This is a genomic window from Acidovorax sp. M14, from assembly GCF_049331375.1.
Taxonomy (GTDB): domain Bacteria; phylum Pseudomonadota; class Gammaproteobacteria; order Burkholderiales; family Burkholderiaceae_C; genus Acidovorax.
This window is the reverse complement of record NZ_CP186263.1, coordinates 2793189-2819084: the sequence shown is the minus strand read 5'-3', so window position 1 is coordinate 2819084 and position 25896 is coordinate 2793189. Positions and strand designations below refer to the sequence as shown.

The window sequence follows — 25896 nt, the reverse complement described above, 5'->3', positions numbered from 1 at the left end:
GACATGAGCACAGAAACCCACGCGCTCCTTTGGAGCAAGAAATCCAACTGCTTCCACATTGAACCATTGCCTGCCACCGTGAACAACGGGCTCCGCTTTTTCCGATCCAACAGCACCAACGACTACTTGGTCATAGGGGTTGGAAGTCGGGACGAATGCGGCAAAAAGGCCGACGAGTTGCGCCCCCTGTTGCGAGAGCGTGAAGAAGTGCGCCGTCTTTTTGGGACTGAATGACATGCCTCAGAAATTGCACTGCGCCCGCTGCGGCCGCATCACCCTGCACCCCGCTGTTGTCATCGGCGCCCAGCCCTTCGGCCGCGTCTGCGCACGCAAGGCCGGACTGATCGAACCCAAGCACCGGGGCCGGGCATCCGAGGCATGCCGGGATACCCGCACCCTGGATCTGTTTGGAGGTGCCGCGTGAAGTTGCAAGCCCTCTCCAATGGAGCCCGCTTCGTTCTGCTGCGCACCGGCCAGCGGTTTGAGGTACTGGGCCGCCGCAATGGATACCAGATGAACGTGAAGCGCGCTGACGGCACTGAAGGGCGGCTGCATCACTCCTGTTTTGTGAAGCCGATCGTGAAGGCTGGAGGCGCCCTGTGAGCTACATGCAAGAAGCCAACGCCATCGCCGATCGGCTGCGCGGCAAGGCCCCGGCCCGCCGCAAGAAGGCCGCCGCAGCATCAGAACTGCAGCTGCAGGTGCTGGACTTCATGCGCACCTTCCTGTCCGAGAACGACCAGCTCCCGCCGGTGCACAGCGTCGCCAAGCGGTTCGATTTGGCGATCTCCAGCGCAGACTGGCACATCAGGGCGCTGCTGCGCCTTGGATTCCTGGAGCGCAACGCCGTTGGCAAGCTGCGGTTTGCAAGGGGAGGGCGCACGGCATGACAACGCTGCAGCTCACTCTGCCATGGCCGCCCACGGCCCTGAGCCCGAACGCCCGCCAGCATTGGTCGGCCCTGTCGCGCGCCAAGAAGGCCTACCGCCACGCCTGCGCCATCACCGCCCGCCAGCAGGGCGCTGGCCGCACCGATGCCAAGAAGCTGCACGTCTCCCTGGTGTTCGTGCCACCTACGCGCAGGGCCTACGACCTGGACAACCTGCTGGCCCGCATGAAATCCGGCCTGGATGGCTTGGCCGACGTGCTGGGGGTGGACGACAAGCACTGGTCCCTCACCATCGCCAAGGCCGACGAGGTGGGCGGCATGGTCAGGGTGGAGGTGTCCCATGGCTGAAATCACCCTGGTGCGCCAGGAGCCCGTGCAGATCACCGAGGCCGACAAGGCCGTGGCCCGTCGCGTCATCTTTGGCATCGTGGACGGCCTGGGCGAGCGCGGCAAGAAGCAGTGGCGTCGCCTCTGGAACAACATCCTGCGCCTGGAGCCGGGCGAGATGGTGGAGCTCAAGACTCACCAAGCCCGGCTGGGCTGGTATCACCGCAAGCACATGGCCATGGAGCAGGCGGTGTTCGAGAGCCAGGACCGCTTCGAGAACTTCGCAGGCTTCCGCGACTGGCTCAAAGTCGGGGCAGGGCATTGCGAGTGGTATCCCGGCCCCAAGGGCGGTGTGTTCCCAGTGCCCAACTCCACCAGCTACGCCAAGCTGGAGCAGGGCGCCATGGAGCAGTTCCATCACGACGCCGTGGAGTTCCTGCGCACTGAGCATGCGGGCAAGACGCTGTGGCGCCATCTATCTCCGGTGGACCGCATCACGATGATCGAAACCATCCTGCAGGGGTTCAACGAATGAAGCGCACCGGCTTCCGCTCCCGCGCACCCCGCCGCGAGCAGCGCGACCCCGACCGCGTGAGAGCCATGCCAGCCGTCACGCCCGGCGCATTCCGCGCGCCGCAGCCGGTGGTGGCCGCGCCCGCCGCAGCGCCTAAGTCGGTCGCCCAGCGAAACGCTCACCTCCGCGACATGGCCCGGGGCATGCCCTGCCTGCTGCGCGTGCCCGGCATCTGCACCCAAGACCGCGCCACGGTCGTGTGCTGCCACAGCAACCTGAGCATCCACGGCAAGGCCGGAGCCCGCAAGGCGGACGACCACTACAGCGTGTGGGGCTGCGCTGCGTGCCATTCCTGGCTGGATCAGGGGCCAGCGCCGCGCGCGCAGAAGGCTGCCGCATTCATGGCCGCCCATCTGGCCCAGGTGCTGGAGTGGCGCGCCATCGCCTTCGACAGCCGCAGCCAGGCGCGGGACCGGGCCGCCGCTGAATGGGCGCTGGAGCGGCTGAATGCGACGGCAACGATTTCGATGAACTGAAAGGGAGACCATGTACCAAGACGACCGCCGCACCATTGAGGAAAGCTACGCATCGGCCACGGCCAGCTCGGACCTGCGCTGCGACACCCGCGAGGGCGCGCCGCGCTCCGACACGGACCTGCTGATCGCCGCCGGCTGGTCGCCCAGCCGCATCGGGGCCGCACTGCTGCGCCTGCACACCGAGTGGGACGGCGCCGAGCACCTGCGGCCAGCAGCCGGTGCGGACTTCAGCCGCGCAGCCCAGCAACGCCCAGCCGACACCCAGAAGCCGCCGCAGACACCGGCCTCCGCACGGGCCCAGGCCGAAAAGCTGGCCGCCGAGCACAACAAGCAGCAGGCCAAGCTGCTCATGTCGCACCTGAAGACTATGCCCGTCGTCCGCGAGCAGCTAACCCTGCAGCTCTTGAAGTGGAAGGTGGAAGACGCCGAGCAGGTTGCCGGGGCGCTGCTTCGCTGGTGGCTGGCCCCTAACTGCCACGCCTGCCACGGCCGAAAGTTCGAGGTGATCCCCGACACCGGCCGCCTGTCGAGCAAGCACTGCAAGCCCTGCGGTGCGACGGGAAAGTTACGGATTCCGCACGGGGAGGCGGGGCGCAGGTTGGCGAACTGGATGGACGACTGCGTGGGCATCGCGCGCAACTCGATCAGAAAGCGCTTGCACACCACAATGGGGCGCGACTAGAATTGCATCCGTCGATTGCAGAGGGTGCTGACCCTCTCGCGCGGCGACTCTCCGCTGAACGTCACCACGCAACAGCCTGGCTCCGCCTGTAGCGACGTGGGAAGACCTCGATAGGAGAACTCGCCCTGAATTTTTTAAGTTCTTCCGCCAAGAAGATGTCCTGTGTGCGAGCACAGGAGAGCCCGCACGGTTTGCCCTGCGGGCTTTTTCATTTGTCGCGGTGTAGCTCAGCCTGGTAGAGCAGCGGGTTCATACCCCGCGCGTCGTCGGATCGAAGCCGACCACCGCTACCACGTTCGCGGGCCTGCTGAAAAATCTTGTCGGGCCCCGTTCCCAAAAGCAGCAGCGCCCGCAACACACAACCACCCCGGAAGCTGGACGGGAGCGCCACGGGGGCGCTGAACTCCTGCGGATTCCCATCCGTCACCAGCAGAGGCGCGACGGCAAGCCCTGCCCGCATGTGCGAGTTGTCCGAAGGGCTCTTAACTGGGGATGTGCATGAACGAGGCAAGCATGAACGGCGGTGGAAGCCGTTGCATCGAGGTGGACGGTCCGCAGGGCGTCGAGCGTAGGCCTATCGACCATGTGCAGGTTGACACCCGCGACCGTGCTGCCCGGGTGGTTCCTTGGTTGCGCGCTGGCGAAGAGGTTTTCCAGACGCTTGACGGCCGCTGTGCTGTTGTGCAGACCGGGTAGCCGCCCAGAACATTGAAAGGGTCTTCCATGGGCCGAAAGTCAAAGCTCACGGAACGACAGTGGGAGCAGATCGGGAAACGGCTGCTGGCTGGTGAGTCTGGCAGAGCCCTGGCCAAGGAATTCGGGGTTTCCGAAGCCACCATTCGGGGCCGCTTTTCCGCGCAAGTTGCAGAAATAAAAACCGTTGCAAATCAAATAGTTGCAACGGAGCAGGCCTTGAAGGCCTTGCCGATTTCCGCGCAGATTGCTGCGCATAACCTCGCAGATGAACTGATCGCAATCAGCACGCATCTGGCGGGGGCCGGGAAGTTTGGCGCGGCCACTGCGCACCGACTCTCCGGCATCGCGCACGCAAAGGTGCAAGAGATTGATGACGCCGCGCCGCTAGACGAGGAAAGCATGGACGCCCTCAAGGGTGTTGCAGTCCTCACGCGCATGGCGAACGAATCCAGCCAGATCGGCATGAACTTGCTGCAGGCCAACAAGGACAGCATCAAGGAGATGAACCAGAAGATGAAGCCGCCACCGAAGCGCGTGGTGGTGGAAGTCGTGGACGCGAGCGCGCCGGATGCCTAGGCTCAATCAGCCGCAGGCGCAGTTCCTGGGGCTGGACAAGAAGTTCAAGGCCCTGGTCGCCGGGTTCGGCTCAGGAAAGACCTGGACCGGATGCGCCGACCTGTGCAAGTTCGCATGGGAGTGGCCCGGCGTGAATGCGGGCTACTTCGCGCCGACCTACCCGATGATTCGGGACATCTTCTATCCGACCATGGAAGAGGTGGCCGACGACTGGGGCCTCGAAGTGGACATCCACGAGAGCAACAAGGAAGTCCACGTTTACAGCGGCGGCGAGTACCGCAGCACCATCATCTGCCGGTCGATGGAGAAGCCCGGCAGCATCGTGGGTTTCAAGATCGGTAAGGCGCTGATTGACGAGCTGGACGTGATGCCCATCCTCAAGGCTGAGCAGGCATGGCGCAAGATCATCGCCCGCATGCGCTACAACGTGGATGGGCTGCGCAACGATGTGAGCGTGACGACGACACCCGAGGGCTTCAAGTTCGTCTATCAGCAGTTTGTGAAGCAGCTGCGGGACAAGCCAGCGCTGCAGGAGATGTACGGCCTGGTGCAGGCCAGCACGTATCAGAACGCGAAGAACCTGCCAGCCGACTACATCCCGTCGCTGCTGGCGAGCTACCCCCCGCAGCTGATCAGCGCCTACATTCGCGGCCAGTTCGTGAACTTGGCCAGCGGGAACGTGTACCCCAACTTCGACCGGAAGCTGAACCACACGCCGGAGAAGATCAAAGACAAAGAGGCGCTGCACATCGGCCTGGACTTCAATGTGCTGAACATGACGGCGGTGGTCAGCGTGATACGCGCCGACCTGCCGCTGACGCTGGAAGAACTGACCAAGGTGCGGGACACGCCGACCATGGCGCGCATGCTCAAAGAGCGGTATGTGAACAAGGGTCACCCGGTGGTGGTCTACCCCGACGCCAGCGGTGGCAACACCAGCAGCAAGAACGCCAGCGAGTCGGACCTGACCATCCTCAAGCAGGCGGGCCTGCAGATCAGCGTGAACCCGACGAACCCTGCCGTGAAGGACAGGGTGAATGCGGTGGACGCGATGACCCTGAACGCCGACGGCGCCCGGCGCTGGAAGATCAACACGGACGCCTGCCCGGCTCTCACCGAGGCGCTGGAGCAGCAGGCATGGGGCGCAAATGGCGAGCCCGACAAGACAACGGGGCATGACCACCCGAACGACGCGGTCGGTTACTTCCTGGTGAAGCGCTGGCCGATTGTGAAGCGCACGGTTTCGGTAGCGCCCCTGCGCGTGTGAAAGACGACATGGCCCAAAAAGTTCAACACCAATCCAGCGAAGTGCAGGCACTGGCCCATAACTGGCCCATTGCCGAAGCCCTGCTGGGTGGCACGCGGGCCATGCGGGCAGCCGGAACCGCCTTCCTGCCGAAGTGGCCCGGCGAGGAAAAGGAAAGCTACGACGCCCGCCTGGCAACGGCCACTCTGTTCCCTGCCTTCGGCCGCACGCTGGGCGTGATGTCCGGCAAGCCCTTCAGCAAGCAGATCACGCTGGGTGAAGACACCCCGCCGAAGATCAAGACCTGGTGCGAAGACGTGGACCTGCAGGGCAACAGCCTGCACACCTTCGCCGCCATGATGATGGACGAGGCTTTGGGCTTCGGGCTGGCTGGCATCCTGGTGGATTACCCCCGCGTGTCGGGGGCCCGCACACTGGCCGACGAGCGAGCCATTGGCGCCCGCCCGTACATGGTGGCCATCCGGCACGGCCAGATCCTGGGCTGGAAGGCTCAGCGCAGCAACGGCGCCACGGTGCTGACGCAGCTGCGCCTAGCCGAGAGCAAGGAAGAGGACGACGGAGAGTTTGGCGTGAAGCAGGTGCCGCGCGTGCGGGTGCTGACGCCGGGAGCCTGGGCGGTCTACATGCCCGGCTCCAAGCAGGAAGACGACTGGGTTCTGGAAGAGCAGGGCACCACGACGCTGAAGTCCATCCCCTTCGCTCCGGTCTACGGCCGCAAGCGCGGCTTCATGGATGGCGTCTCCCCGCTGCTGGATCTGGCCTACCTGAACGTCAAGCACTGGCAGAGCCAGAGCGACCAGGACACGATCCTGCACGTCGCCCGGGTGCCCATCCTGGCAATGATCGGCGCAGATGACGACACCAAACTGACGGTGGGCGCCTCGTCAGCCGTGAAGCTTCCGATGGATGCCGACCTGAAGTTTGTGGAGCACACGGGCGCAGCCATTGAGGCCGGCGCCAAGTCCCTGGAAGCGCTGGAAGACCAGATGATCCAGACCGGCGCCGAACTGCTGGTCCAGAAGCCCGGGCAGCGCAGCGCCACGGAAGCAAGCAACGACGCCGAGGCCAACAAGTCGGAGCTGCAGCGCATCACCGAGGGGTTCGAGGACTCGCTGGACCAAGCGCTGCAGTTCATGGCGGCCTGGGTGAATGAAAAGCAGGGCGGCCATGCCAGCCTGTTCAAGGACTTCGGCGCGGCCACGCTGACCGAGGCCGGCGCTCAGTTGGTGATCTCCATGCAGCAGGCCGGTTTCATCACGAAGGCCACGGCCATCAAGGAACTGCAGCGGCGCGGCATGTTGGCTGCCGACATCGACGCCCTAATGGAACTTGACGCCGTGCAGGAGGAAGGCCCGGCCCTGGGTACTGTCGGGGCGGTCTGATGGATTCGGTCAACGACCTGCTGCAGTCCGAAGCGATCCGCCACCAAGTGGCACTGCAGGGGCTGAGCAACAACGTGGTGGCGCGGATCATTGCCGTGCTCAACCGCAGCGACAAGCGCATCTTTGCGGAACTGGCCGACAGGCTGGAGCGCATGGACGCAACCAGCTTCTCCATCGAGCGGCTGGAATCGATGCTGACCAGCGTGCGCAGCATGAACACCCAGGCGTTCGCCGAGGTGGAGCGCGAGCTTACGCAGACGCTGCGGGAATTCGTGGCCTACGAGGCGGCCTACCAGAACCAGGTGCTGGTGGCCCATGTGCCCGTGGTGGTGCAGGTGGCCAGCGTGGCGCCCGAGGCTGTGTATGCGGCGGCCATGGCCCGTCCGTTCCAGGGCGTGATGCTGCGCGAGGTGTGGAAGGAGCTGGACGGCAAGAAGATGCGCCAAGTGCGCCAGGCCATCGCCAGCGGATTCGTGGAAGGCAAGACCACCGACCAGATCATCCGGGAGCTGCGCGGCACCAGGGCGAAGGGATTTGCAGACGGCCTGATCGAGGTCACGCGGCGCGATGCCGAAGCGGTGACCCGCACGGCGCTCGGCCACATGGCGCGGTTTGCCCAGGACATGACGGTAGAGGCGAACACCGACCTGATCAAGGCGCTGGTGTGGTCATCGACCATCGACCTGCGGACCTCGCCGCCATGCCGGGCTCGCGACGGCAAGCAGTACACGACGGCGCACAAGCCCATCGGGCACGCGCTGCCATGGCTGGGCGGCCCTGGTGCGCTGCACTGGCGCTGCCGCAGCCATGCGACCTACGTGCTGAAGTCGCACAAGGAACTGGGCATTGATGTGCCCGAGGTCGTGGTGGTGGGCAAGACCCGGGCGAGCATGGACGGCCAAGTGCCGGTAGAGACTACCTACGCGGAGTGGCTAAAAAAGCAGCCGTCGGCGCGCCAGATCGAGGTGCTGGGCCCCACGCGGGCGCGGCTGATGAGCGAAGGAAACCTCCCTCTGGAGCGGATGTACTCGCAGAACGGGCGGTATTTGACGCTGGACCAGCTCAGGGAAAAGGACGCGGAGGCTTTCAAGCGGGCCGGAATATGATGCGCGGGTGCCAGACCTCCGCATAGTCCCACCCGCTGAACCCGACGCCAAGCAGGCCGCCATCGAGCGCGTCAAGGCCATGAAGCGCGCGCCGGGCATGTTGCAGTGCTCCAAATGCGGCGGCCGCGACACTATGACGGTGGTGACTGGCTCCTACATCGGTGAGGACGGCAAGATCAAGCGCGGCACGGTGACGGCGGATAAGGTCTGCTACCACTGCGACAAGCGGGGCATCCTGAGCTTCATGGTGCAAGACCCGCCACGGCTGGTGAAGGAGCCGAAACCCAGGCGAACGAAGCCGAAGGCTGTGAAGTGATGGAAGATGATGATGCAAAGAGGGTGCTGCAGCAGCATCTCGATTGGGCGAATGGGAAGAACTGCCCCGGGATTGGGCGCGCTGAATTGAACGCGGCTATTGAGGCTGTCGGGAAGAAGCAGAACTTCCCCGTCGGTAACGTTATGCGAGATCTTGAGCAAGGCGGATTCAGTGATCCGGCCTTTCTGGTACAGATTAAATTTCTGGCGTGCGGCCAATAGTCTGGCAACCGCCAAATCAACAACCCGCCCTGGGCAACCTCGGCGGGTTTTTTCATGCCCAGACGCCGGATGGCTGAGGGCGCATCGGGCCGGATGGCTCACCCGTACTGAGGGCGGATGCCCAAGGAAACAGCAACCATGCCATTTAAATTCGACGCCAACGGCGCAATCGTCCTCCAAGAAGTCAACGGCCAGAAGCTGCCCGTGTTCGTGCATGCCGACGGCAAGGAAACGGCCTTCGATGGTGACAGCACCATCGCCACCATTTCCCGTCTCAACGGTGAAGCCAAGAGCCACCGTGAACGCGCAGAAGCCGCCGAAGGTGCGCTGAAGCCATTCAAGGATGCCGGGATTCAAGACCCCGTGGCAGCCGCGAAGGCCCTCAGCACCATCAAGAACCTGGACGACAAGAAGCTGGTGGATGCCGGCGAAGTCGAAAAGGTGAAGGCCGAAGCCATCAAGGCCGTGGAGGATAAGTACGCCCCCGTGGTGAAGAAAGCGACCGAACTGGAGCAAGCCCTGTACGGCGAAAAGATCGGCGGTGCGTTCGCGCGCTCCAAGGTCATCGCTGACAAGTTCGCCATCCCGGCGGACCTGGTGCAAGCCCGCTTCGGAAACGCTTTCAAGATCGAAGAAGGCAAGACCGTCGCCTACGACGCCCAAGGCAACAAGATTTTCAGCCGCGCTCGCCCCGGTGAGTTGGCCGACTTCGAAGAAGCCCTGGAAACCCTGGTGGACCAGTACCCCTACAAGGACCAGATCCTGAAGGGCACTGGCGCATCTGGCGGTGGCGCCCATGGCGGCAATCAAGGTGCTGGCGGGAAGAAGACCATGACCCGCGCGCAGTTCGATGCTCTGGACCCGACGGCGAAGGCCGCTGCGGTCACCGGCAAGGATGCCGTGCAGATCACCGACTGATCTCGTTCAACCATCCCACAATCGGGCCGCCATGTGCGGCCTTTTTCATTTCCGAAAGGCCATCATGAAAGCCACTCTCTCCAAACTGCGCTTTGTCGCACTCGCTCTGGTCGCGGTCGTCGCGGCCATCCTGCCCATGGCCACCGTCGCCGCTGCTGCGGCCCGCGTGTTCGAGCTCACGCACTCCTGGGTCACCCAGAAGAAGCAGGATTTCGCCCTGGGCGCCAACACGCTCACCGGCCTGATTCCGACGCTCTACGAAGCGCTGAATGTGGTGTCCCGCGAAATGGTGGGCTTCATCCCCGCCGTCCGTCGTGACAGCAACGCCGAGCGTGCCGCCGTTGGCCAGACCGTTCGCATCCCGCTGGGTGAATCCGGCGCGCTGGAAGACATCACGCCCGGCGCTACCCCCGCCAACAGCGGTGACACCACCGTGGGTTTTGCCGACATCACGATCAGCAAGTCCAAGGCTGCGCCCATCCGCTGGAACGGTGAAGAGCAGAAGGCTGTTGGCTCCACTGGCACCTACAACCAGATCCTGGCCGACCAGTTCGCCGACGGCATGCGCAAGATCGTGAACGCCATGGAAATCGACCTGGCTTTGTCTGCGAAGACCGGCGCATCCCGTGCCTACGGCACCGCTGGCACCACGCCCCTGGGCACTGCTGGCGACCTGTCCGACCTGGCTGGCGTGGCTCGCATCCTGGACGACAACGGCGCCCCTGTGGTCAACCGTCAACTGGTGCTGAACTCGGCCTCCATCGCCAACCTGCGCGGCAAGCAGTCTGTGCTGTTCAAGGTTAACGAAGCCGGTTCCAGCGACATGCTGCGCACTGGCATGACTGACCTGCTGCAGAACATGGCCGTGCGCTACTCGGCAGGCATCCAGCAGCACGTCAAGGGCACCGGCGCCAGCTACGTGACCTCCGGCAGCACCGCCGCAGGTGTGCGCGACATCGCGCTGATCACCGGCTCCGGCACGGTGCTGGCCGGTGATGTGGTGACCTTCGCCGCTGACTCGACCAACAAGTATGTGGTCGGCACCGGCGTGGCCGCACCAGGCACGATCAGCCTGAATCGCCCTGGCGCGCTGATGACCATCCCGACCAGCAACGGGTTGACCGTGGGCAACAGCTACACCGGCAACTTCGCGTTCAGCCGCAACGCCCTGGTGCTGGCCTGCCGCGCTCCTGCGGTGCCCGAAGGCGGCGACTCTGCCGACGACTCCATGATGATCACGGACCCCGTGACTGGCCTCACCTTCGAGGTGCGCGTGTACCGCCAGTACCGCCAGGTCAAGTTCGAGATCTGCATGGCCTGGGGCACTGGCGTGACCAAGCCTGAGCACATCGCCACTCTGCTGGGCTGATGAGCTGCTGGGGGCTTCGGCCCCCGGCCTATTTCCTGCGAACCGGAGAACACCATGACCGACAACGAACTGATCCCTGTCACCAAGCACGGCGAATACCTCGAAGTGCATCCCGTCGCCCTCGCGCAGCATGAAGCCCTCGGCTGGGTGAAGTGCGCCCGCCAGGAGTCTGCCGACGACGAACCCGACGGCGCCAAGAAGGCTACCGTGGCCGAGCTGCGCGAAGCGCTGACCGCCAAGGGCATCGCCATCCCCGACGGCGCCAAGAAGGCCGAACTGCAAGCCCTGCTGGACGCTGCCCAGTAAGCCATGGCCCTGATCGTCGCCCCCGCCACGGGCGCGGAGTCCTATATCTCCGTCGCCAACGCCGACGCCTACCACGTAGCCCGTGGCAATGCCGCTTGGGCGCTCCTGTCTCCTGAGGCCAAAGAGCAGGCCCTGCGCAAAGCCACGGACTACATGGGCGCGTACTCCGGCCGCTGGAAGGGCGCTCGCGTCAGCTCCGGCCAGGCGCTGGACTGGCCCCGCGCTGGTGTAGTGGTGGACGGCTACGAAATCGACTGGGAAACCATCCCGGCCGCCATTGCCAACGCCTGCGCCGTCCTGGCGCTCAAGGCATCGGCTGGTGATATCGCCCCGGATCTGGGCCCGCAGAAGCAGAGCGTGAAGGTGGGGCCGATTGAAACCACCTACGCTGCCGGCACGCGGCAGGTGACGCGCTACCAGTCGGCTGAAACGCTGCTGGCGCCGTATCTGGCGGGGAGCGCTGGGCAGGCGAAGGTGGTCCGGGCATGACCTTCTACGTCGAAATGGCCCAGGTGGCCGACGAAATCCTGCGCGAGTTCGGCGCCTCGGGCACGCTCACATACAAGACCCGCAGCGGGCAATACGACCCAGACCTGGGCGACTACCCCGAGGTTGAGGTGCCGCAGGCCTGCACCGCCGCAGTGTTCCCCGTGGACCAGAAGCTGGTGGATGGCACTACGGTGCTGGCTACCGACGAGCAGGCGTACCTGTCGGCTGTCGGCCTGAGCATCCCGGAGCCCACACACGTCCTGACGCTGGGCGGCGTAGCCCGCACCGTGGTCAGCGTGAAGAACCTTGCCCCGGCCGGCACCTCTGTGCTGGTGGAACTGATCGTGAGGCGATGAATGGGATTCGCTGCCGACCTCAACAAGCTCTGTGAGCGCGCTGGCGACAAGGCCGCCCTGGTGGTGCGCCGCGCCGCGCTGGAGCTGCAGAGCGGGATGATTGAGCGGTCCCCCGTGGACAGTGGGCGCTTCAAAGGCAACTGGCAGTGCGGCATCGGCACCATCAACACCGACACCAGCCAGGGCGAGGACAAAAGCGGGCAGGGCGCACTGGGCCGCACTGCCACCACGCTGCAGGGCTGGAAGCCCGGCCAGACCATCGTGCTGAGCAATTCGCTGCCGTATGCCAAGCGCCTTGAGAACGGCTGGTCCGACCAGGCGCCCTCCGGAATGGTCCGCCTGACCGTGCAGGCCTACAGCGATGCCGTGAAGAAGGCCGTGGAGAGCATCAAGTGACCATCGCACTCATCGAAGCCGCACTGGAAGAGCGCCTGCTCGCAATCGCGCCAGCCATCGCCACCGCGTTCGAGAACAAGACTTTCACGCCCGCGGCCGGCACGGAATACCAGCGCATCAACCACCTGACCAACACCCCAGTGGATCACGCCGTCACGCTGGACGTGACCGAGGACCGGGGAATCCTTCAGGTGTCGCTGTTCTACCCACTGGACAAGGGCCGGGTTCCCGCCAAGACGCGGGCCCAGTTGATCCGCGACCAGTTCAAGCCTCCGCTGACGCTCACCAAGGGCGCGGTGAAGGTCGAGATAACCAAGACGCCAAGCATCGGCAGCGGCTACCCGGATGGGGACCGCTACATGGTGCCGGTGTCCATTTACTGGCGCGCCTTCAGTTAGGCCGCCGCACCAGCAACAAGGCCCGCCGCGTGCGGGTTTTTTTGTGCCCGCAAGGGCTTCACAGCACCCCGCACGGCGCAGGCCCTGCGGGTTTTTTTATGCCCCTTGCGGGCGATTGAACCCAAGAAAGGCCCACCATGTCGGCATTCCTCCCTGACGGCGCAACCGTCGCTCTTGCAACCGCTTACGGCTCCGCCAAGACGGTTTCCGCAATCACCAACGCCAACCCCGGTGTGATCACTGCCGCAGCCCACGGCATGGCCAACGGCGCGTTCTACGAGCTCACCTCGGGCTGGCAAAAGGTCAACGGCCGCGTGTTCAAGGCTGCCAACGTGGCCACCAACGCGACGGACCTGACGGGCATCGACACCACGGACACGACGCGCTTCCCTGCAGGTTCCGGCACCGGCAGCCTGCGCGAGATCACCGCGTTCACGCAGATCGCGCAGATCCTGGAGTTCACCACCAACGGCGGCGACCAGCAGTTCTCGAACTTCTCCTTCCTGGAAGAAGATTTCGAACGCCAGCTGCCTACCGTGACCAGCGCCCAATCGATCCAGATTGGCATTGCCGATGACCCGACGCTGGCTGGCTACATCGCCCTGAAGGCCGCTGGTGAAGCCCGCGCAATCCGTGCGCTGAAGGTCACGCTGCCCAACGGGTCCGTGCTGCTCTACAACGGCTACGTCTCCTTCAACGAGACGCCCACTCTGACCAAAGGCAGTGTGATGCAGGTACGCGCAACGGTCTCCCTGCAAGGCCGCCCAACCCGCTACTAAGCGGCATCCATCCCCGGCCTCAGGCCACCCCAGCACCGACCCGGCTCTGTTCGCTCCTTCGAGGGGGCGGCAGGGCTGGGCACGGGCGTTTTTTCTCTCCCTCGAAAGAACCATCACCATGGCAACCAAACTCGTCATCGGCAAGGCCGCCCCCAAGTCGTTCCCCATGAAGGTCGAAGTTCCGACCCCACATGGGCCATGCGAGATCAACTTCGAGGCGAAGTACCTCCCATCCACCGAATGGGCGAAGTTGCGCGAGGCGCATGCTGAAGCGATCAGCAAGGCTACCCAGGAGTTGTTTGACGCTGCAAAGGTGGAGGCCACGCGCGCCTACACCATCGCCTCGCAGAATGCCCCCAAGGTCGCCACGACAGAGGAAGAGCGCGAGAAGGAAATCCTTGCGCTAATGAAGCCCATCAAGGGCAGTGAGTTCGAAACCCTGAAAGCCAAGTTCAGCGGCGAACTGATTTCCAAGATCGTGACACACTGGGACCTGGACGACACCCTCTCCGTTGCCAGCCTCACCGAAATGTGCGACCAGTACCCTGGATCGGCCGAGGCAGTGTTCAAGGCCTACAACGAGACGCGCGAGGGCACCCGCACAAAAAACTGAGTGACATCGGGCGGGCCATCTACGAGAAACCGCTCGATGCCAAGAAGCTGGCGGTCTGGGGGCTGAAGCCCTCGGATTACCCTGACAAGATCGTAGAAATTTGGCCTGAGCACGAAGACGCATACCGGTCGTTCGTGGCAGTCTCCACCCAGTGGCGGGTCGGCGGGATGGGCGGTGCGCCAGGGCTGGACTACCAGGCGGTGTTCGCCACGCTGGCCAGCCTGCACCGCAACAAGACAGAAGCTGAGCGTGACGCCATCTTTGCGGAGCTGCAGGTGATCGAGCGCGCGGCCCTGGACGAGATGAACCGGAAGGACTGATTCGCTACCATGTGGGCTTCTACATGGAGGGGATATGGAAATCTTCTTGGGTTGGTTGGTGTGCTCAATAGTCATCGGCGTGATCGCCAGTTCGCGCGGGCGCAGCGGGTTCGCCTGGTTTCTGATCGCTGCTCTGCTGTCGCCATTGATCGGCCTCATCCTGGTGCTGGTGTTCCCAAAGCTTGGGCAGGCGGCAGCAGCGGTTGATGAGACTGGCGAGAAGATCACCGCCGAGTCGCACGTCAGGTGCCCGGATTGCCGGGAGTTGGTGCGCAGAGACGCACGCAAGTGCAAACACTGCGGGACGGCGCTGATCCCCCAGTGAGCAAATAGACACTGCACAAACCCGCTTCGGCGGGTTTTTTCATTTCAAGGCTCGCCTTTTGGCGGGCCTTTTTCTTTGGGCGCTCGCATGACGCAAGAAATCGAATCCATCGGTCTCGGGATGGATACCAGTGGCGTGGAAAGGGGGATCAAGGCCCTCGACGTCCTGGCGAGCAAAGGTGCGCCCGTTGAAAAGGCCATGGCTGGCATCGAGGGCGCCACTGAGCGCACCGGGAAGAGCCTGAAATCGCTCGGCGACAGCGCTGGCAAGGGTCTTGATGATGTCGCCAAGAAGGCAGCGCCAGCGGCTGATGGCCTGAAGAAGGTAGAGGCTTCTGCCACCGAAGCCGAGAAGTCCGTCAAATCCATTGGCAAGGGCGGTAGCGCTGGGCTCGATGCGTTGGGCAAAGCCGCCGCTACGGCATCCACCGGGATGCGTAGTTTGGGCTCCGCATCGACTGCCGCCGACAAGGGTTTTCGCAGCCTTGCAACAGCGGCGACGGAAGTGGCTGCTTCGGTTCGGGCAGAGGCGGCAGCCCTGACTGGGTTGCAGGCTGGGTTTGGAGCGGTCAACGCATCCAACCTGGCTGCCGCCAAGTCCATGGAGGAATTCCGCCGTGCAGTTGCGGCGTCCACCGCCGCCGTGGAGTCCCTGGCCGCTAAAGCGACCGCCTTGGACAAGCTGGACCAGGCCGGCGGAAAGGCCGCCAGTGGCGTCAAGGGCCTCAAGACCGCTTCGGAGGGTGCATCGCAGTCAATGCTGGCTTTGGCCAGTGCTGGTGCTACCGCCTTCATCGGGAGTGCGCTGGTCCGTGGTGTTGCCGAGACCACGAAGGCCATCTATGAGGCCAGCGCTGCGGCTCAGCGGTTCCAGACCACGCTGGACTTCGCCAGTGGCGGCCGTGGTGCTCAGGAGATCGCCTACCTGCGCGTGGTGACCAAAGAACTCGGTTTGCAGTTCAACTCCACAGCGCAAGCCTACGCAGGATTCCAGGCTGCAGCAAAGGGGACGGCGCTCGAAGGCCAGAAGGCCCGCGCGGTCTTTGAGTCAATCGCCAAGGCTAGTGCCGTGATGGGGCTGTCCGCCGACCAGACGAGCGGCGTTCTGCTGGCCCTGCAGCAGATGATCAGCAAGGGCACAGTGCAGGCTGAAGAGCTGCGCGGTCAACTTGGCGAGCGCCTGCCAGGTGCTTTTCAGATCGCAGCCAAAGCCATGGGCGTCACCACGGCCGAACTCGGCAAGATGCTCGAGCGCGGCGAGGTGGTGGCAAACGACTTCCTGCCAAAGTTCGCGAAGGCCCTGGAGGAAAACCTTGGCGGTGCCGCCGAGAAGGCTGCGACTCGTCTAGACGCTTCGGTCAACCGCGTAGATGCGGCGTTCACCCGCATCAAGCAGAACGCCGGGGACAGTGGTATCAGCAAGTTCGTGGCTGGTCAGTACGAGATCCTTGCAGATGGCCTCGACGGCGTTTCCACATCCATGGAGCGCGCGCGCGCCCAGGGCGCCGGGTTCTTCGGTCAGTTGGCGGCTGGATCTGGCGCGGTGCTCAAGTTCATCAACCCGCTGCAGGCCTTCAGTTACAGCGCTGTCGAAACCGGAAATGCACTGAAACAGGCTGAGGCGGAAATGGTCCGCCTTCAGGCCCGTGGGGATGACAAGAGCAAGAACATCTACATCCAGAACTCCTACTTCCAATTGCAGGAGTACATCAAGGAGTTGCGGCGCGCGAAGGATGAGCAGGACAAGCTGACCGGCGCCGGGCCCAAGGATCCGCGCGATCAGTCTGGATTCCCGACCCGCACGCAATCCATCACGGCAGAAAACGAGCGTGTTGCCGGCGTTCAGGCGGCCATGGCCAAGGTCGTAAATGGTCTTTCCGGGGTCAAGGACGGCTTCTACAAAGACCTGAATGCGCTGTACGCCGGGTACAAGAACGGCCTGATCGGGCTGGCCGACTACCAGAAGCAGGTTGCCAAGCTGATCAAGGACAGCGGCACGGCCAAGCCCGATGCTGGCGCAAACGCGGCCCTGAACGACTCTCTGGCGGCCCAGCTCCAGGCCTACAAGAACAACGACAAGGCCATCCTGGACAGCCGCAAGGCGTTTTACGACGCGCAGGCTTTGCTCGTAAAGCTGGGCGGCAAGTCCGAGCTGGACGCCATTGACGAGAGCCTGGCCAAGGAAGAAGAAGTCTGGGCCCAACGCAAGGCCAACTTTGAAGCAGAGCTGGCCCAGGCCGCCAAGAAGAAGACCTCGCAGGCCGAGGTGGCGCGCATCACGGGCCAGATGCAGGACGCCGAGCGGGACTACGAGCAGAACATCGCGAAGCTGCGTGCTGAGTCCGCGCTTGCTGACGCCAAGTCCCTGGATGCCCTGGAAGCCCGCGTTGCGGGCCAAGAGAAGGCTTCGCGCGCCGCCATGGAGCAGGTGCGCATGGCAGAGCTGGAAGGCAAGGCCATCGGTCTCACCGGGGACGCTCTGCGCGTGTTCAACCAGCAGCAGCTGGAGAGCAGCATCCCGCTGGCGCTCAAGATGCAAGCCGCGTGGGCAGATCAGGCAGGCGCGCTGGGCGACCTGGGCCGCGCCGCGCGCGATCAGATCCAGGCCATGCGCGAGCTGGCCAAGGCGCAGGGCGAGAACCGCGCTGCCCAGATGGTGTACGAATACGCCAAAGGCATCGAGGACAGCAACCGCCTGCTGCAGGCCGAAATCGGCCTCATGGGAATGTCGGAGCAGGCACGCACGACCGCTCTGGAGCAGCTTCGCATCCAGCTCGACCTGGAGCAGAAGATTGCCTTCGTGAAGGCCAACGTGGCCGACACAGACAAGCAGGCAGCCGACATCGCAAAGCTGCAGGCCAGCGCATCCATAGCCAAGGCGAATGCTGCGAACAAGGCATTCCTGGACGAATGGAAGACCTCCGTCGGCAAATACGACGACATCTTCCGCCAGGGCTTCGCCGACATGCTGAACAACGGCAAGGATGGCTGGAAGAGTTTCACTCGCTCGCTGGTCACGACCTTCAAAACCACGGTCGCCGACCAGATCTACAAGATGTTCGCTCAGCCATTCGTGGTGAACATCGTCGGCAACCTGCTGGGCCTGGTTGGAGGAGGTGCGGCCCAGGCAGTGGCAGGCGCTGCGTCTGGCGGCTCTGCGCTGGGCACCATCGGTAGCGCTGCCAGCGGCCTGTCTGCTCTGACCGGCACATTCGGCATGGGCCTGCGTGCTGGCCTGTCCGGCTTGTTCGGAGAGGCTGGGCTGGCTGGCACGATCAGCGCAGGCACAACCGCAATCGGTGCGGGCAACATCGCTGGGGGCCTTGGCACGCTGGCGGGTCCGCTTGCCTTGGTCGGCGGTGGTTTGCTGGTGCTCAATTCCTTGCTCAAAAGCACCAAAGGTGAAACCCGCACCGGCGGCCAGTTCGGCGTATCGTTCGACGGCACCGTGACCAACCAGCGCCGGGGCCAGACCTACACCTACCAAGGCCAGCAGTTCGACCGCGACTTCTCCAACGGCCAGCGCAACGCGCTGATCGCGGGCCAGGCCTACCGCCTGGAAGGCGACCCGGTGCAGAACGAGCAGGCTATTCGCGATGCGGTGTCGGGCACGGCCAGCGGCATCAATGCCTTCCTGAAGGCGCTGGGCAGCAAGGCCACGCTGACCGGTTTCTCTGCGGGCCTGGAAACCTCCAGCAAGGGCCGGGGCGGCGTGTTTGCAGGCGGCATCTTGTCCGATGGCACCACCTTCGGCGAGAGCGGAAAGGGCGACAACTACGCGGGCACGCTGTACGAGAAATTCAGCACCAACAGCCCCGACTTCAAGACCGCGCTGGAGAACTTCACGCTCGACCTGAAGCAGTCCACCATCCAGGCGCTGCAGTCCGTCACCGACATCCCGGAGACGGTCAAAAAGATGCTCAAGGGCGTGGACGCCGAGGGACTGAGCGAAGAGGCTGCCAACGCGCTGCTGGAGTCCATCAATGCCCAGATCGTGGGTGTGCAAAACCTCACCAGCGCATTCGAGGCCATGGGCCTGGATGAGCTGGCGCAGATGGGCTTTGACGCCGCTGCAGGCCTTGCCGCTGCTGCGGGTGGTTTTGACAAGTTGCAAGCCAACCTGAACACCTACTACGACAACTTCTACACCGACGAGCAAAAGCGCGCCAACTTGCAAAAGCAGTTGGACAAGCAGTTTGCAGCGCTGGGCATCGACGTGCCTAAGAACCGCGAGGAATTCAGCCGCCTGGTAGAAGACACCCTGGCGCAGGTGGATGTGCAGGACAAGGCGCGCGCCTCCCTGTCCAAGCAGATCAACGACGCCGTGGCAGGCGCTGGCAAGGACGGCTTCACGCTGGCCGATGCCGCTGGCCGCAGCCTCGTATCGACCATCAATCCTGCGCTGCTAGGCAACGGCCCTGCCGACCCGGCCCTTGCTGGCAAGCTCAACGGGTTCCTAGCTGGCGTCAGTGACCTGGCGTCCAAAGGCCTGGACCCGGCCGCGTTCGACAAAGGCCTTGCCGGACTGATCGATGTCAACGCCGAGGTGCTGGGCATTGGCAAGGACGCGTCCAAGACGGCCGCCACCCTGCTGGCTCTGTCTGGCACGTTCGCACAGCTGAACGAGTCTGCCGACGACGCAGCCGCCCGCATCGCCAAGGAGCAGGCCGACGCCCGCGACAAGGCCCTGCGCGGCCTGGAGCGCGCCATCGCCAAGGAGAAGGAGGCGCTGCAGTCGCAGATCGACGTGGCGAGCGAAGTGGCGGACACCATGAGTGGCCTGTTCGACCTGCTCAAGTCCAACGTGCAGGAGCTGTATGGCGAGGTGGACTCCACCCGCGCCATGCTGGCCGTGCAGGGCAACGACTTCATCACCCAGGCGCTGGCCACCGCCCGCACCACGGGCTACCTGCCCGACCAGACCCAACTGGCCGACGCCATCAGCGCCGCGCGTGGCGGTCTGGACTCCGCTGGCTACGCCAGCCAGTTCGAGCTGGACCGCGACCGCCTGGTGCTGGCCGGAAAACTGTCGGAGCTGGGAGGCCTGACCGGCAAGCAGCTCACCAGCGCTGAGCGCACGGTGAAGGAGCTGGAGGCCCAAAGCGACCAGCTGGACAAGACGCTCGACTACTGGAAGCAGCAGATCGACATCGCCAACGGCACGTATGAAGCCACCCTGAGCGTCACTGAAGCCATCAAGGATCTTGAGGCGCTGATGTTCCCGAAGGCTTCTTCGGCCAGTTCTGCAAGTGGATCTGGTCGCGCAGGAGGGCCTACCGGTGCTGGGGGGACGGCCTTTGGCCCTGGGGCAAACACCTCGACTAAGTATCAGACGCCAGTGGGCGGCTACACGGGCGGCACCATCTATGCAGGCGTGAGCCTCGATCAGGAAAAGCGGCTCGACAAGTATGCCGCTGGGTATCACGCCTTTGACGGCACTGGCGATGCGGAAGGTTTGAACAAGTGGATCGCCGACAACAAGCTCACCCCAGAAGACCTTGCAGGCCTGTCTGGCCTGTACGAATCGGACTGGGAGCGTTGGTACAAGGCCAACAACATTCCCGCATTCGCAGTCGGCACCAACTACGTGCCGCGCGACATGCTGGCTCAGATCCATGAGGGTGAGGCCATCGTGCCCAAGGCTTACAACCCGGCGGCCAATCCAGGCATGAGTGGCGGTGGGCAGACGGAAGCGCTTTTGGCAGCGCTGCTAGAGCAAAACGCTCGCCTAGAAACCCGTCTCGCAGCCATTGAGGGGCACACCCAGGACACCAGCCGCGCCACCAACGGCGACCCGATTTCCCCGGTGCCCATGGCGCTTGTTGAGGACGAAACCGTATGAACATCCTCGTCCCCATCACCATCACCGACGCCATGATCGGCGCGGGCACCACCATTGCAGAGCCTGCGGCTGGCGAAACGGCGTGGGTGTCTGCTGGCAACTATGTGTTGGGCGACCGCCGCATCCGCGCAACCACGCACCGCGTCTACGAATGTGTGCAGGCTCACACCGGTCGCACGGCTCTGCCTGAGGTCGATACGGCCTATTGGCTCGACGCGGGACCGACCCAACGCTATGCCCCGTTCGACACCTATACCAACACGGCCGCCACGGCCACCACCAGCATCACCTACGTGCTGAGCCCTGGCTACTTCAACGCTATCAGCCTGTACGGCCTCACCGGCACGCAGATCGTGGTGAGCGTGAAGGATGCGCCCGGCGGCACAGAAATCTATCGCTACCCGGCCACCGGCGCTGCGAGCCTCACCGAACCGCCCACGGGCTGGTACGACTACATGTTCGGCAAGCGCCGTGCCATTCAAAAGCTGGTGCTGAGCAATCTGCCCATCCGTCCCACGGCTGAACTTACCGTCACCGTCACTGCGGCCTCGGGTGCGGCGGTGGGTATCGGAATGATCAACGTGGGCGACCTCACCCCGCTGCTCGGCGATGCGGAGTGGGGCGGTGTCACGGGTGGCGCGTCGGCAGAGCCAACTAGCTACAGCTACATCAAAACCAACGACGACGGCACCACCACCATCAAGCGGCGCGGGAAGGCCACCAACCTGCGCGCATCAGTTGTCATCCCGCGCCAGAAGGCAGACGCCGCCCTGGCCACCGTGCAGCAGGTGCTCGATGTGCCGGTGTCGTGGATCGCCACTACCTCCCAAGGCTTCGACGGCCTGAACGTCTTTGGCATCGGCAGCTGCTCCATGAGCTACGACAGCTACGGCATTGCCACCCTGCAGGTCAATGTGAAAGGACTTATCTAATGGCAATCGTTGCCCCAACTCCGGTCGATGCGCTTCCCACGGCGCCAGACCCCAACGACCGCGCTACGTTCGATTCGCGGGCGTACCCGTTCCAGCAGGCTCTGAGCGGCGCCTACCGCACACAGATGAATGCGCTTGCTGCCAACGTCAACAGCAACGCGACAGAAACGCAGTCGCTGGCAAATGCCGCATCCTCTGCTGCAGCATCAGCTGCCGACGTGCAGGCTGTGGTGTTGGGCGCGGCCAACTTCAAAGGGCTCTGGTCCAGCTTGACGGGCCCACTGCTCAAGCCTGCCACCGTGAAAGACAACGGGCGGTTCTGGCTGCTGCTGGCTGACTTGGCGGATGTGACGGCAGCAGTGCCAGGTGTGTCCGCGTCATGGACCGCCCTGGACACCGGCGTGGCGCCAACCCAGTACATCACCAGCAACACCACGGTGGTGCCAGGCGTGCGCTACATCATCGGCGCCACTGGCATCACGCTCAACATGACCGGCGTCACCTGGGTGAAGGGTGACTACTTCGGCGTGCGCGAGGCCATCGGCGCTGGCACCTACACCATCAATTTCGGCACCACCAAGGACCGCACGCTGACGCGCGGCAGCTACGTGGTGACGGCTGGCTATCGCCAGCTCGACCGCACCTACGAAGACGCAACCCGAGGGCTTATCTGATGCCGAACACTCTCAACACGCTGGACAACATTGGAGGCGGCAGCAACGGCGCCACGGCCTTCACGCTCAACTTTGATGTAAGCGGCACCTTCACAGCGCCGTTTGCGCTGACCGTCAACCTGGTGGTGCAGGCACCAGGCGGATCTGGTGGGGCGGGCAATGTGGCGCTGGGGGGGAATTCCGGGCCGTGGGGTATCAAGCAAATCAGTATGGCTGCTGGCGATGTGCTGGCCATCACCATTCCCGCCGCTGCGGCCGGCGTGACGGGTAGCGGGGTTGCTGGCAACAACGGCGGAACGACGACCGTCACGCTCAACGGCGTCACCATCCTGACGGCTACCGGCGGCGAGGGCGGACCAGCTTCGGCAAGTTTTGCAGCGCTCAATCCTGCCACGGTGGTGTCCGCGATCACGGGGGCTGATGTTTGGTATCCAGGGCTTCAGTCGGGCGCCATGACGACTGGAGGTATCGGTGGGCGCACGGGCGGCGCAGCAGTCAATGTGACCGGCAACGGCAAGGGGCGGTCATCGTCGTTGAGCGCGAGTGATGCCAGTGCGGGCGGAAGCATCGGCATCGCTTCGACGGCAACCCCCGGCATTGCAGTGGATCCGGTCAACACCATCAACATCCTCACCTTTGGCATCTACCCGACAGGTAACGTCGGCAAAGGTGGCAACGGCAACAGCAGCGGAGACGGTAGCGCTGGCGGATCCTTTGCTGGCGGTGGCGCTGGATCAGCTAAAGGCGGTGCTGGCGGCTGGGGCGGTGGCGGCGGCGGATCTGGGTCTGGCCTCAGTGGGCCTGGCGGCCCTGGCTATGTCAGTCTCAGAATCGTGAAGGATCAATGATGCGCATCGAAATCTTGGACGGTGAAACCGTCATCAACACCATCTTGGCTGACGAAGAGTTTGCAGAGCAGCACTATCCAGGAGCGTGGCGGGTGGCGGCGGTGCAGGATGAGCCCACATCCCCACCGCCCCACATCACGAAGTTGGCCTTTCGCAACCGATTCACGCGCGCGGAGAAGGTGGCCATTGAAATGGCGGCTCTCGACAACCCCGCCGCGCCCCTTGCTCAGCGGCAGCAGGCGGCGGCGTTGCGCGCGGATCTGAAAGACCAGCAGGACGCCACATATATCGACTTGGCCCGCGCGGATCTGCAGGCCGGTGTGCAGGCGCTGGAGGCGGCTGGCCTGCTGGCTGCGGGCAGGGCAGAGCAGATCCTGACCGCGCCCATTACCGACATCGAGCGCTACAAGGGGCCCTGATGCGCGCCGCCTTCTACAAGGCCACCCGCCCCGGCGTGCAAGGCATCTACAGCCACGCCGTGCAGTGGGTGGACCGCGGCCCCTACAGCCACTGCGAGCTGGTGTTCTCCGATGGCATGAGCGCCAGCGCCAGCTGGATGGATGGCGGTGTGCGCTTCAAGCGCATCGACTACGACCCGGACCACTGGGACTTCATTGAACTGCCCGACCACCTGGAGCCCGCTGCACGCGCCTGGTTTGAGGCGCACGAGGGCGAGCCCTACGACTTGCCCGGCAACCTGCGCTTCGTCTTCTGGCTGGTGCGCGAGGCGCCCGAGGGCTGGTTTTGCAGTGAGGCCTTGGCCGCAGCGTTGGGCGTCCTGGAGCCCTGGCGATTGGGCCCCAACGGGCTGGCGGCGCTGCTGCTCAGCATGTACCCACAGCAACCCCCTCAAACCCGCTCTGGCGGGTTTTCTTTTGCCTGAAGGAACCCCATGAACTACATCAAGCACCTGCGGGCGGCCGGTGTGCCAGATCACTACCACCCGGTCGCCATCGCCGCCCTGGAGGGCGCCCGCGAGCGCGCGCAGGGCCTCACCTGGGCAAAGTGGCGCGTGCGCCTGTTCAAGGCGGGCAAGATCGCCCGGCTGCTGCCCTGGGCGGCCGAGCGCCTGGTGGACGTGCGCCCCGACCTGGCCGACTGGGACATAGCGCCCATGGTCAACATCACCGCGCACGGCGACAACGTGCCGTGGGTGGAGACACCCGAGGGCGGTCGCCCCGCGCCGGGCCAGTGGCTGGACCCGGCAGACGCGCAGGCGGTGGCGGCCAACTACTGGCTACCCGGTACGCATCCACGTTCCCCAGAGAGCCGCAAGGCTTGGTACAGGCGAAACGCCGGGGAGTACCGCGCTTGGCGCCTCGGTGTCCCGGTAGACCTGTCCACCGGTGTGCAGGTGTGGCGCGGCAATGGCGCCACCGTGTACCGCTGCGGCGACGCATGGCAGGTCATCGCACAGGACAAGCTCCTGTTCATCCCTGTTGTGGTCCGTGTCGGCTACGAAATCAGCAACCTCTGGCGCGAGTCGGACGGTGCACAACTGTGGTTCCCGATTCCAGGCGCAGACCTGCGGGCGCCAGTCACTTGGTCTGTTTTGCCTGGGAGGGCCTGATGAACGATGAAAACCTGCAGCAGATCCACGACGAACTCGCCGAAGGAGACAAGCGCATGGACTCACTCACAGACGAAGTGACAGCGATAAAGCTGGAGCAGGCCCAGTTCCGCGTGGAGTTGGCAGAGAACACCAACGCCACAAAACGCATCGAGGCCAACACGGCGGAAATGCTGGATGTGTTCGAGAGCTGGAAAGGCGCCATGAAGGTGCTTACCTGGATCGGCAAGGCCGCAAAGCCGCTGGGGTATGTGGTGGGGTTGGGAGCGTCGATTGCCGCGTTCTGGGCCGCGCTCAAGGGCGGAGTGAGTCCTAAATGACGCCGCGCCAAAGACTGGCCGCCAAGATCGGCGGCGGGGCGCTAGCCCTTGCGCTCCCACTGGTGGCGCACTTCGAGGGCACGGTGTACCGCACCTACCGCGACCCAATCGGCATCATCACCAGCTGCACTGGTCACACCGGGCCAGAGTTGCGGATGGGGCAGACCTTCACTCAGGAGGAATGCGATGCGCAACTGATGGGCGACCTGCTCAAGCACACCGAGGCCATCGACTGCATCAAGCGCCCGCTGACCGATGGGCAGAAAGCCGCGTTCCTGTCGTTCGCCTTCAACGTGGGTAACAGTGCTTTTTGCGGCTCAACCCTGGTGCGCAAGGCAAGCGCTGGGGACATGGCCGGGGCCTGCGCCGAGTTATCCCGCTGGACCTTGGCTGGCGGGAAAGAGCTTCCCGGCCTGGTTCGTCGTCGCGCAGCAGAGCGGGCGGTATGTGAGGGGAAATCATGATCGCAGGCCTCTACACCTACGCAGCCACCGCACTTGTGGCCCTTGCTGTCGGCTTCGGTGGCGGATGGAAAACGCAGGGCTGGCGCTGGGACGCCTCCGAAAAGCAGCGCCTCGAGCAAGAGGCGAAAGACCTGCACCGCGCCAACGAGCGCGCGCAGGCATCAAGCAGCACTTTTGAAAGCAAGAGGACCGCCAATGAAACCAAATACCGCACTGTCACCGTCACGGTCAAAGAGTTTATTGATCGCCCTGTGTATCTCAATCAGTGCATGGATGCTGACGGGTTGCGCGTCCTCAACGAGCAAATCTCAGGCAATCCCAATCCCGGCAAACTTGGACTCAAGCTGCCCAGCTCTTGAGCGGCTGACAGGCGTCACCGGGCGGGAAGTTCTGCCCTGGGCGACGCTCACGGTGCGCATGTACTACGACTGCCAGGCCAAGGTTGATGCGCTGCGGGAGGCGTGGC

At 64.1% G+C, this 25896-nt stretch carries 35 protein-coding genes and 1 tRNA gene; all 36 read left to right on the top strand.

The window, feature by feature from the left end:
• Positions 1-3 precede the first annotated feature (3 nt).
• The 36 genes from ACOYR4_RS13015 (at position 4) to ACOYR4_RS12840 (ending at position 25789) form a co-directional block, all read left to right on the top strand.
• Positions 4-234, top strand: a complete 231-nt coding sequence (locus tag ACOYR4_RS13015) for a hypothetical protein (RefSeq protein WP_422846888.1) — start codon at positions 4-6, stop codon at positions 232-234.
• Position 235: 1 nt separating this feature from the next.
• A complete protein-coding gene (locus tag ACOYR4_RS13010; RefSeq protein ID WP_422846887.1) occupies positions 236-424 on the top strand; it encodes a hypothetical protein in 189 nt (62 codons plus the stop codon).
• A complete protein-coding gene (locus ACOYR4_RS13005; protein WP_422846886.1) occupies positions 421-603 on the top strand; it encodes a hypothetical protein in 183 nt (60 codons plus the stop codon). Before ACOYR4_RS13010 ends, ACOYR4_RS13005 begins: the two co-directional genes overlap by 4 nt.
• Positions 600-890: a hypothetical protein gene (locus ACOYR4_RS13000; RefSeq protein ID WP_422846885.1), complete on the top strand. Its 291-nt coding sequence runs from the start codon at positions 600-602 to the stop codon at positions 888-890. Before ACOYR4_RS13005 ends, ACOYR4_RS13000 begins: the two co-directional genes overlap by 4 nt.
• Positions 887-1237 carry an endonuclease gene (locus ACOYR4_RS12995; RefSeq protein ID WP_422846884.1) on the top strand — a complete coding sequence of 117 codons (351 nt, stop codon included), beginning with the start codon at positions 887-889 and terminating at the stop codon, positions 1235-1237. The genes ACOYR4_RS13000 and ACOYR4_RS12995 overlap by 4 nt, the downstream gene beginning before the upstream one ends.
• Complete coding sequence (locus ACOYR4_RS12990; protein ID WP_422846883.1) at positions 1230-1751, top strand: hypothetical protein; 522 nt, start codon at positions 1230-1232, stop codon at positions 1749-1751. Before ACOYR4_RS12995 ends, ACOYR4_RS12990 begins: the two co-directional genes overlap by 8 nt.
• Positions 1748-2266, top strand: a complete 519-nt coding sequence (locus ACOYR4_RS12985; RefSeq protein ID WP_422846882.1) for a nuclease domain-containing protein — start codon at positions 1748-1750, stop codon at positions 2264-2266. Before ACOYR4_RS12990 ends, ACOYR4_RS12985 begins: the two co-directional genes overlap by 4 nt.
• Positions 2267-2276: 10 nt before the next feature.
• On the top strand, positions 2277-2948 hold the full coding sequence (locus tag ACOYR4_RS12980) for a hypothetical protein (protein ID WP_422846881.1): 672 nt from the start codon (positions 2277-2279) through the stop codon (positions 2946-2948).
• Positions 2949-3164: 216 nt separating this feature from the next.
• Positions 3165-3241, top strand: a tRNA-Met gene (locus tag ACOYR4_RS12975).
• Positions 3242-3671: 430 nt separating this feature from the next.
• Entirely contained in the window at positions 3672-4220 is a 549-nt protein-coding gene (locus ACOYR4_RS12970; RefSeq protein ID WP_422846880.1) for a helix-turn-helix domain-containing protein, read from the top strand.
• Complete coding sequence (locus ACOYR4_RS12965) at positions 4213-5487, top strand: terminase large subunit domain-containing protein (RefSeq protein ID WP_422846879.1); 1275 nt, start codon at positions 4213-4215, stop codon at positions 5485-5487. Before ACOYR4_RS12970 ends, ACOYR4_RS12965 begins: the two co-directional genes overlap by 8 nt.
• An 8-nt stretch (positions 5488-5495) precedes the next feature.
• The gene (locus tag ACOYR4_RS12960; protein ID WP_422846878.1) at positions 5496-6869 is read left to right on the top strand and encodes a DUF4055 domain-containing protein; all 1374 of its coding nucleotides are present in this window, start codon (positions 5496-5498) and stop codon (positions 6867-6869) included.
• Positions 6869-7975, top strand: coding sequence for a phage minor head protein (locus ACOYR4_RS12955; RefSeq protein WP_422846877.1), 1107 nt, complete (start codon positions 6869-6871; stop codon positions 7973-7975). Before ACOYR4_RS12960 ends, ACOYR4_RS12955 begins: the two co-directional genes overlap by 1 nt.
• A gap of 7 nt (positions 7976-7982) precedes the next feature.
• A complete protein-coding gene (locus ACOYR4_RS12950) occupies positions 7983-8291 on the top strand; it encodes a hypothetical protein (RefSeq protein ID WP_422846876.1) in 309 nt (102 codons plus the stop codon).
• Positions 8291-8512, top strand: a complete 222-nt coding sequence (locus ACOYR4_RS12945; protein WP_422846875.1) for a hypothetical protein — start codon at positions 8291-8293, stop codon at positions 8510-8512. The genes ACOYR4_RS12950 and ACOYR4_RS12945 overlap by 1 nt, the downstream gene beginning before the upstream one ends.
• A gap of 138 nt (positions 8513-8650) precedes the next feature.
• Complete coding sequence (locus tag ACOYR4_RS12940; protein WP_422846874.1) at positions 8651-9430, top strand: DUF6651 domain-containing protein; 780 nt, start codon at positions 8651-8653, stop codon at positions 9428-9430.
• A 64-nt stretch (positions 9431-9494) separates the two neighbouring features.
• On the top strand, positions 9495-10799 hold the full coding sequence (locus tag ACOYR4_RS12935; protein ID WP_422846873.1) for a P22 coat - protein 5 family protein: 1305 nt from the start codon (positions 9495-9497) through the stop codon (positions 10797-10799).
• 54 nt (positions 10800-10853) lie between these two features.
• Positions 10854-11105, top strand: coding sequence for a HeH/LEM domain-containing protein (locus ACOYR4_RS12930; RefSeq protein WP_422846872.1), 252 nt, complete (start codon positions 10854-10856; stop codon positions 11103-11105).
• A gap of 3 nt (positions 11106-11108) precedes the next feature.
• Positions 11109-11594, top strand: a complete 486-nt coding sequence (locus tag ACOYR4_RS12925) for a DnaT-like ssDNA-binding protein (RefSeq protein ID WP_422846871.1) — start codon at positions 11109-11111, stop codon at positions 11592-11594.
• Positions 11591-11950, top strand: coding sequence for a hypothetical protein (locus ACOYR4_RS12920; RefSeq protein ID WP_422846870.1), 360 nt, complete (start codon positions 11591-11593; stop codon positions 11948-11950). Before ACOYR4_RS12925 ends, ACOYR4_RS12920 begins: the two co-directional genes overlap by 4 nt.
• On the top strand, positions 11951-12346 hold the full coding sequence (locus tag ACOYR4_RS12915; protein ID WP_422846869.1) for an HK97 gp10 family phage protein: 396 nt from the start codon (positions 11951-11953) through the stop codon (positions 12344-12346).
• Positions 12343-12744 carry a phage tail terminator-like protein gene (locus ACOYR4_RS12910; protein ID WP_422846868.1) on the top strand — a complete coding sequence of 134 codons (402 nt, stop codon included), beginning with the start codon at positions 12343-12345 and terminating at the stop codon, positions 12742-12744. The genes ACOYR4_RS12915 and ACOYR4_RS12910 overlap by 4 nt, the downstream gene beginning before the upstream one ends.
• Before the next feature lie 137 nt (positions 12745-12881).
• Positions 12882-13523 carry a phage tail protein gene (locus tag ACOYR4_RS12905; RefSeq protein ID WP_422846867.1) on the top strand — a complete coding sequence of 214 codons (642 nt, stop codon included), beginning with the start codon at positions 12882-12884 and terminating at the stop codon, positions 13521-13523.
• 118 nt (positions 13524-13641) lie between these two features.
• Complete coding sequence (locus ACOYR4_RS12900) at positions 13642-14136, top strand: phage tail assembly chaperone (RefSeq protein WP_422846866.1); 495 nt, start codon at positions 13642-13644, stop codon at positions 14134-14136.
• A complete protein-coding gene (locus ACOYR4_RS12895) occupies positions 14055-14456 on the top strand; it encodes a DUF1799 domain-containing protein (protein WP_422846865.1) in 402 nt (133 codons plus the stop codon). The genes ACOYR4_RS12900 and ACOYR4_RS12895 overlap by 82 nt, the downstream gene beginning before the upstream one ends.
• 34 nt (positions 14457-14490) lie before the next feature.
• Positions 14491-14781 (top strand): zinc ribbon domain-containing protein, encoded by a 291-nt coding sequence (locus ACOYR4_RS12890; protein ID WP_422846864.1) that lies wholly within the window; start codon positions 14491-14493, stop codon positions 14779-14781.
• Between the two features lie 87 nt (positions 14782-14868).
• Positions 14869-20622, top strand: coding sequence for a tape measure protein (locus ACOYR4_RS12885; protein WP_422846863.1), 5754 nt, complete (start codon positions 14869-14871; stop codon positions 20620-20622).
• Positions 20619-21554 carry a hypothetical protein gene (locus tag ACOYR4_RS12880; protein ID WP_422846862.1) on the top strand — a complete coding sequence of 312 codons (936 nt, stop codon included), beginning with the start codon at positions 20619-20621 and terminating at the stop codon, positions 21552-21554. Before ACOYR4_RS12885 ends, ACOYR4_RS12880 begins: the two co-directional genes overlap by 4 nt.
• Positions 21554-22228, top strand: a complete 675-nt coding sequence (locus tag ACOYR4_RS12875; RefSeq protein WP_422846861.1) for a hypothetical protein — start codon at positions 21554-21556, stop codon at positions 22226-22228. Before ACOYR4_RS12880 ends, ACOYR4_RS12875 begins: the two co-directional genes overlap by 1 nt.
• The gene (locus ACOYR4_RS12870; RefSeq protein WP_422846860.1) at positions 22228-23076 is read left to right on the top strand and encodes a hypothetical protein; all 849 of its coding nucleotides are present in this window, start codon (positions 22228-22230) and stop codon (positions 23074-23076) included. The genes ACOYR4_RS12875 and ACOYR4_RS12870 overlap by 1 nt, the downstream gene beginning before the upstream one ends.
• Positions 23076-23495 (top strand): hypothetical protein, encoded by a 420-nt coding sequence (locus ACOYR4_RS12865; RefSeq protein ID WP_422846859.1) that lies wholly within the window; start codon positions 23076-23078, stop codon positions 23493-23495. The genes ACOYR4_RS12870 and ACOYR4_RS12865 overlap by 1 nt, the downstream gene beginning before the upstream one ends.
• Positions 23495-23959, top strand: coding sequence for a hypothetical protein (locus tag ACOYR4_RS12860; protein WP_422846858.1), 465 nt, complete (start codon positions 23495-23497; stop codon positions 23957-23959). The genes ACOYR4_RS12865 and ACOYR4_RS12860 overlap by 1 nt, the downstream gene beginning before the upstream one ends.
• Before the next feature lie 9 nt (positions 23960-23968).
• Positions 23969-24646: a hypothetical protein gene (locus ACOYR4_RS12855; protein ID WP_422846857.1), complete on the top strand. Its 678-nt coding sequence runs from the start codon at positions 23969-23971 to the stop codon at positions 24644-24646.
• Positions 24646-24966, top strand: coding sequence for a hypothetical protein (locus ACOYR4_RS12850; RefSeq protein ID WP_422846856.1), 321 nt, complete (start codon positions 24646-24648; stop codon positions 24964-24966). Before ACOYR4_RS12855 ends, ACOYR4_RS12850 begins: the two co-directional genes overlap by 1 nt.
• On the top strand, positions 24963-25430 hold the full coding sequence (locus tag ACOYR4_RS12845; protein ID WP_422846855.1) for a lysozyme: 468 nt from the start codon (positions 24963-24965) through the stop codon (positions 25428-25430). Before ACOYR4_RS12850 ends, ACOYR4_RS12845 begins: the two co-directional genes overlap by 4 nt.
• Positions 25427-25789 (top strand): hypothetical protein, encoded by a 363-nt coding sequence (locus ACOYR4_RS12840; RefSeq protein WP_422846854.1) that lies wholly within the window; start codon positions 25427-25429, stop codon positions 25787-25789. Before ACOYR4_RS12845 ends, ACOYR4_RS12840 begins: the two co-directional genes overlap by 4 nt.
• The last annotated feature ends 107 nt before the right edge of the window (positions 25790-25896 follow it).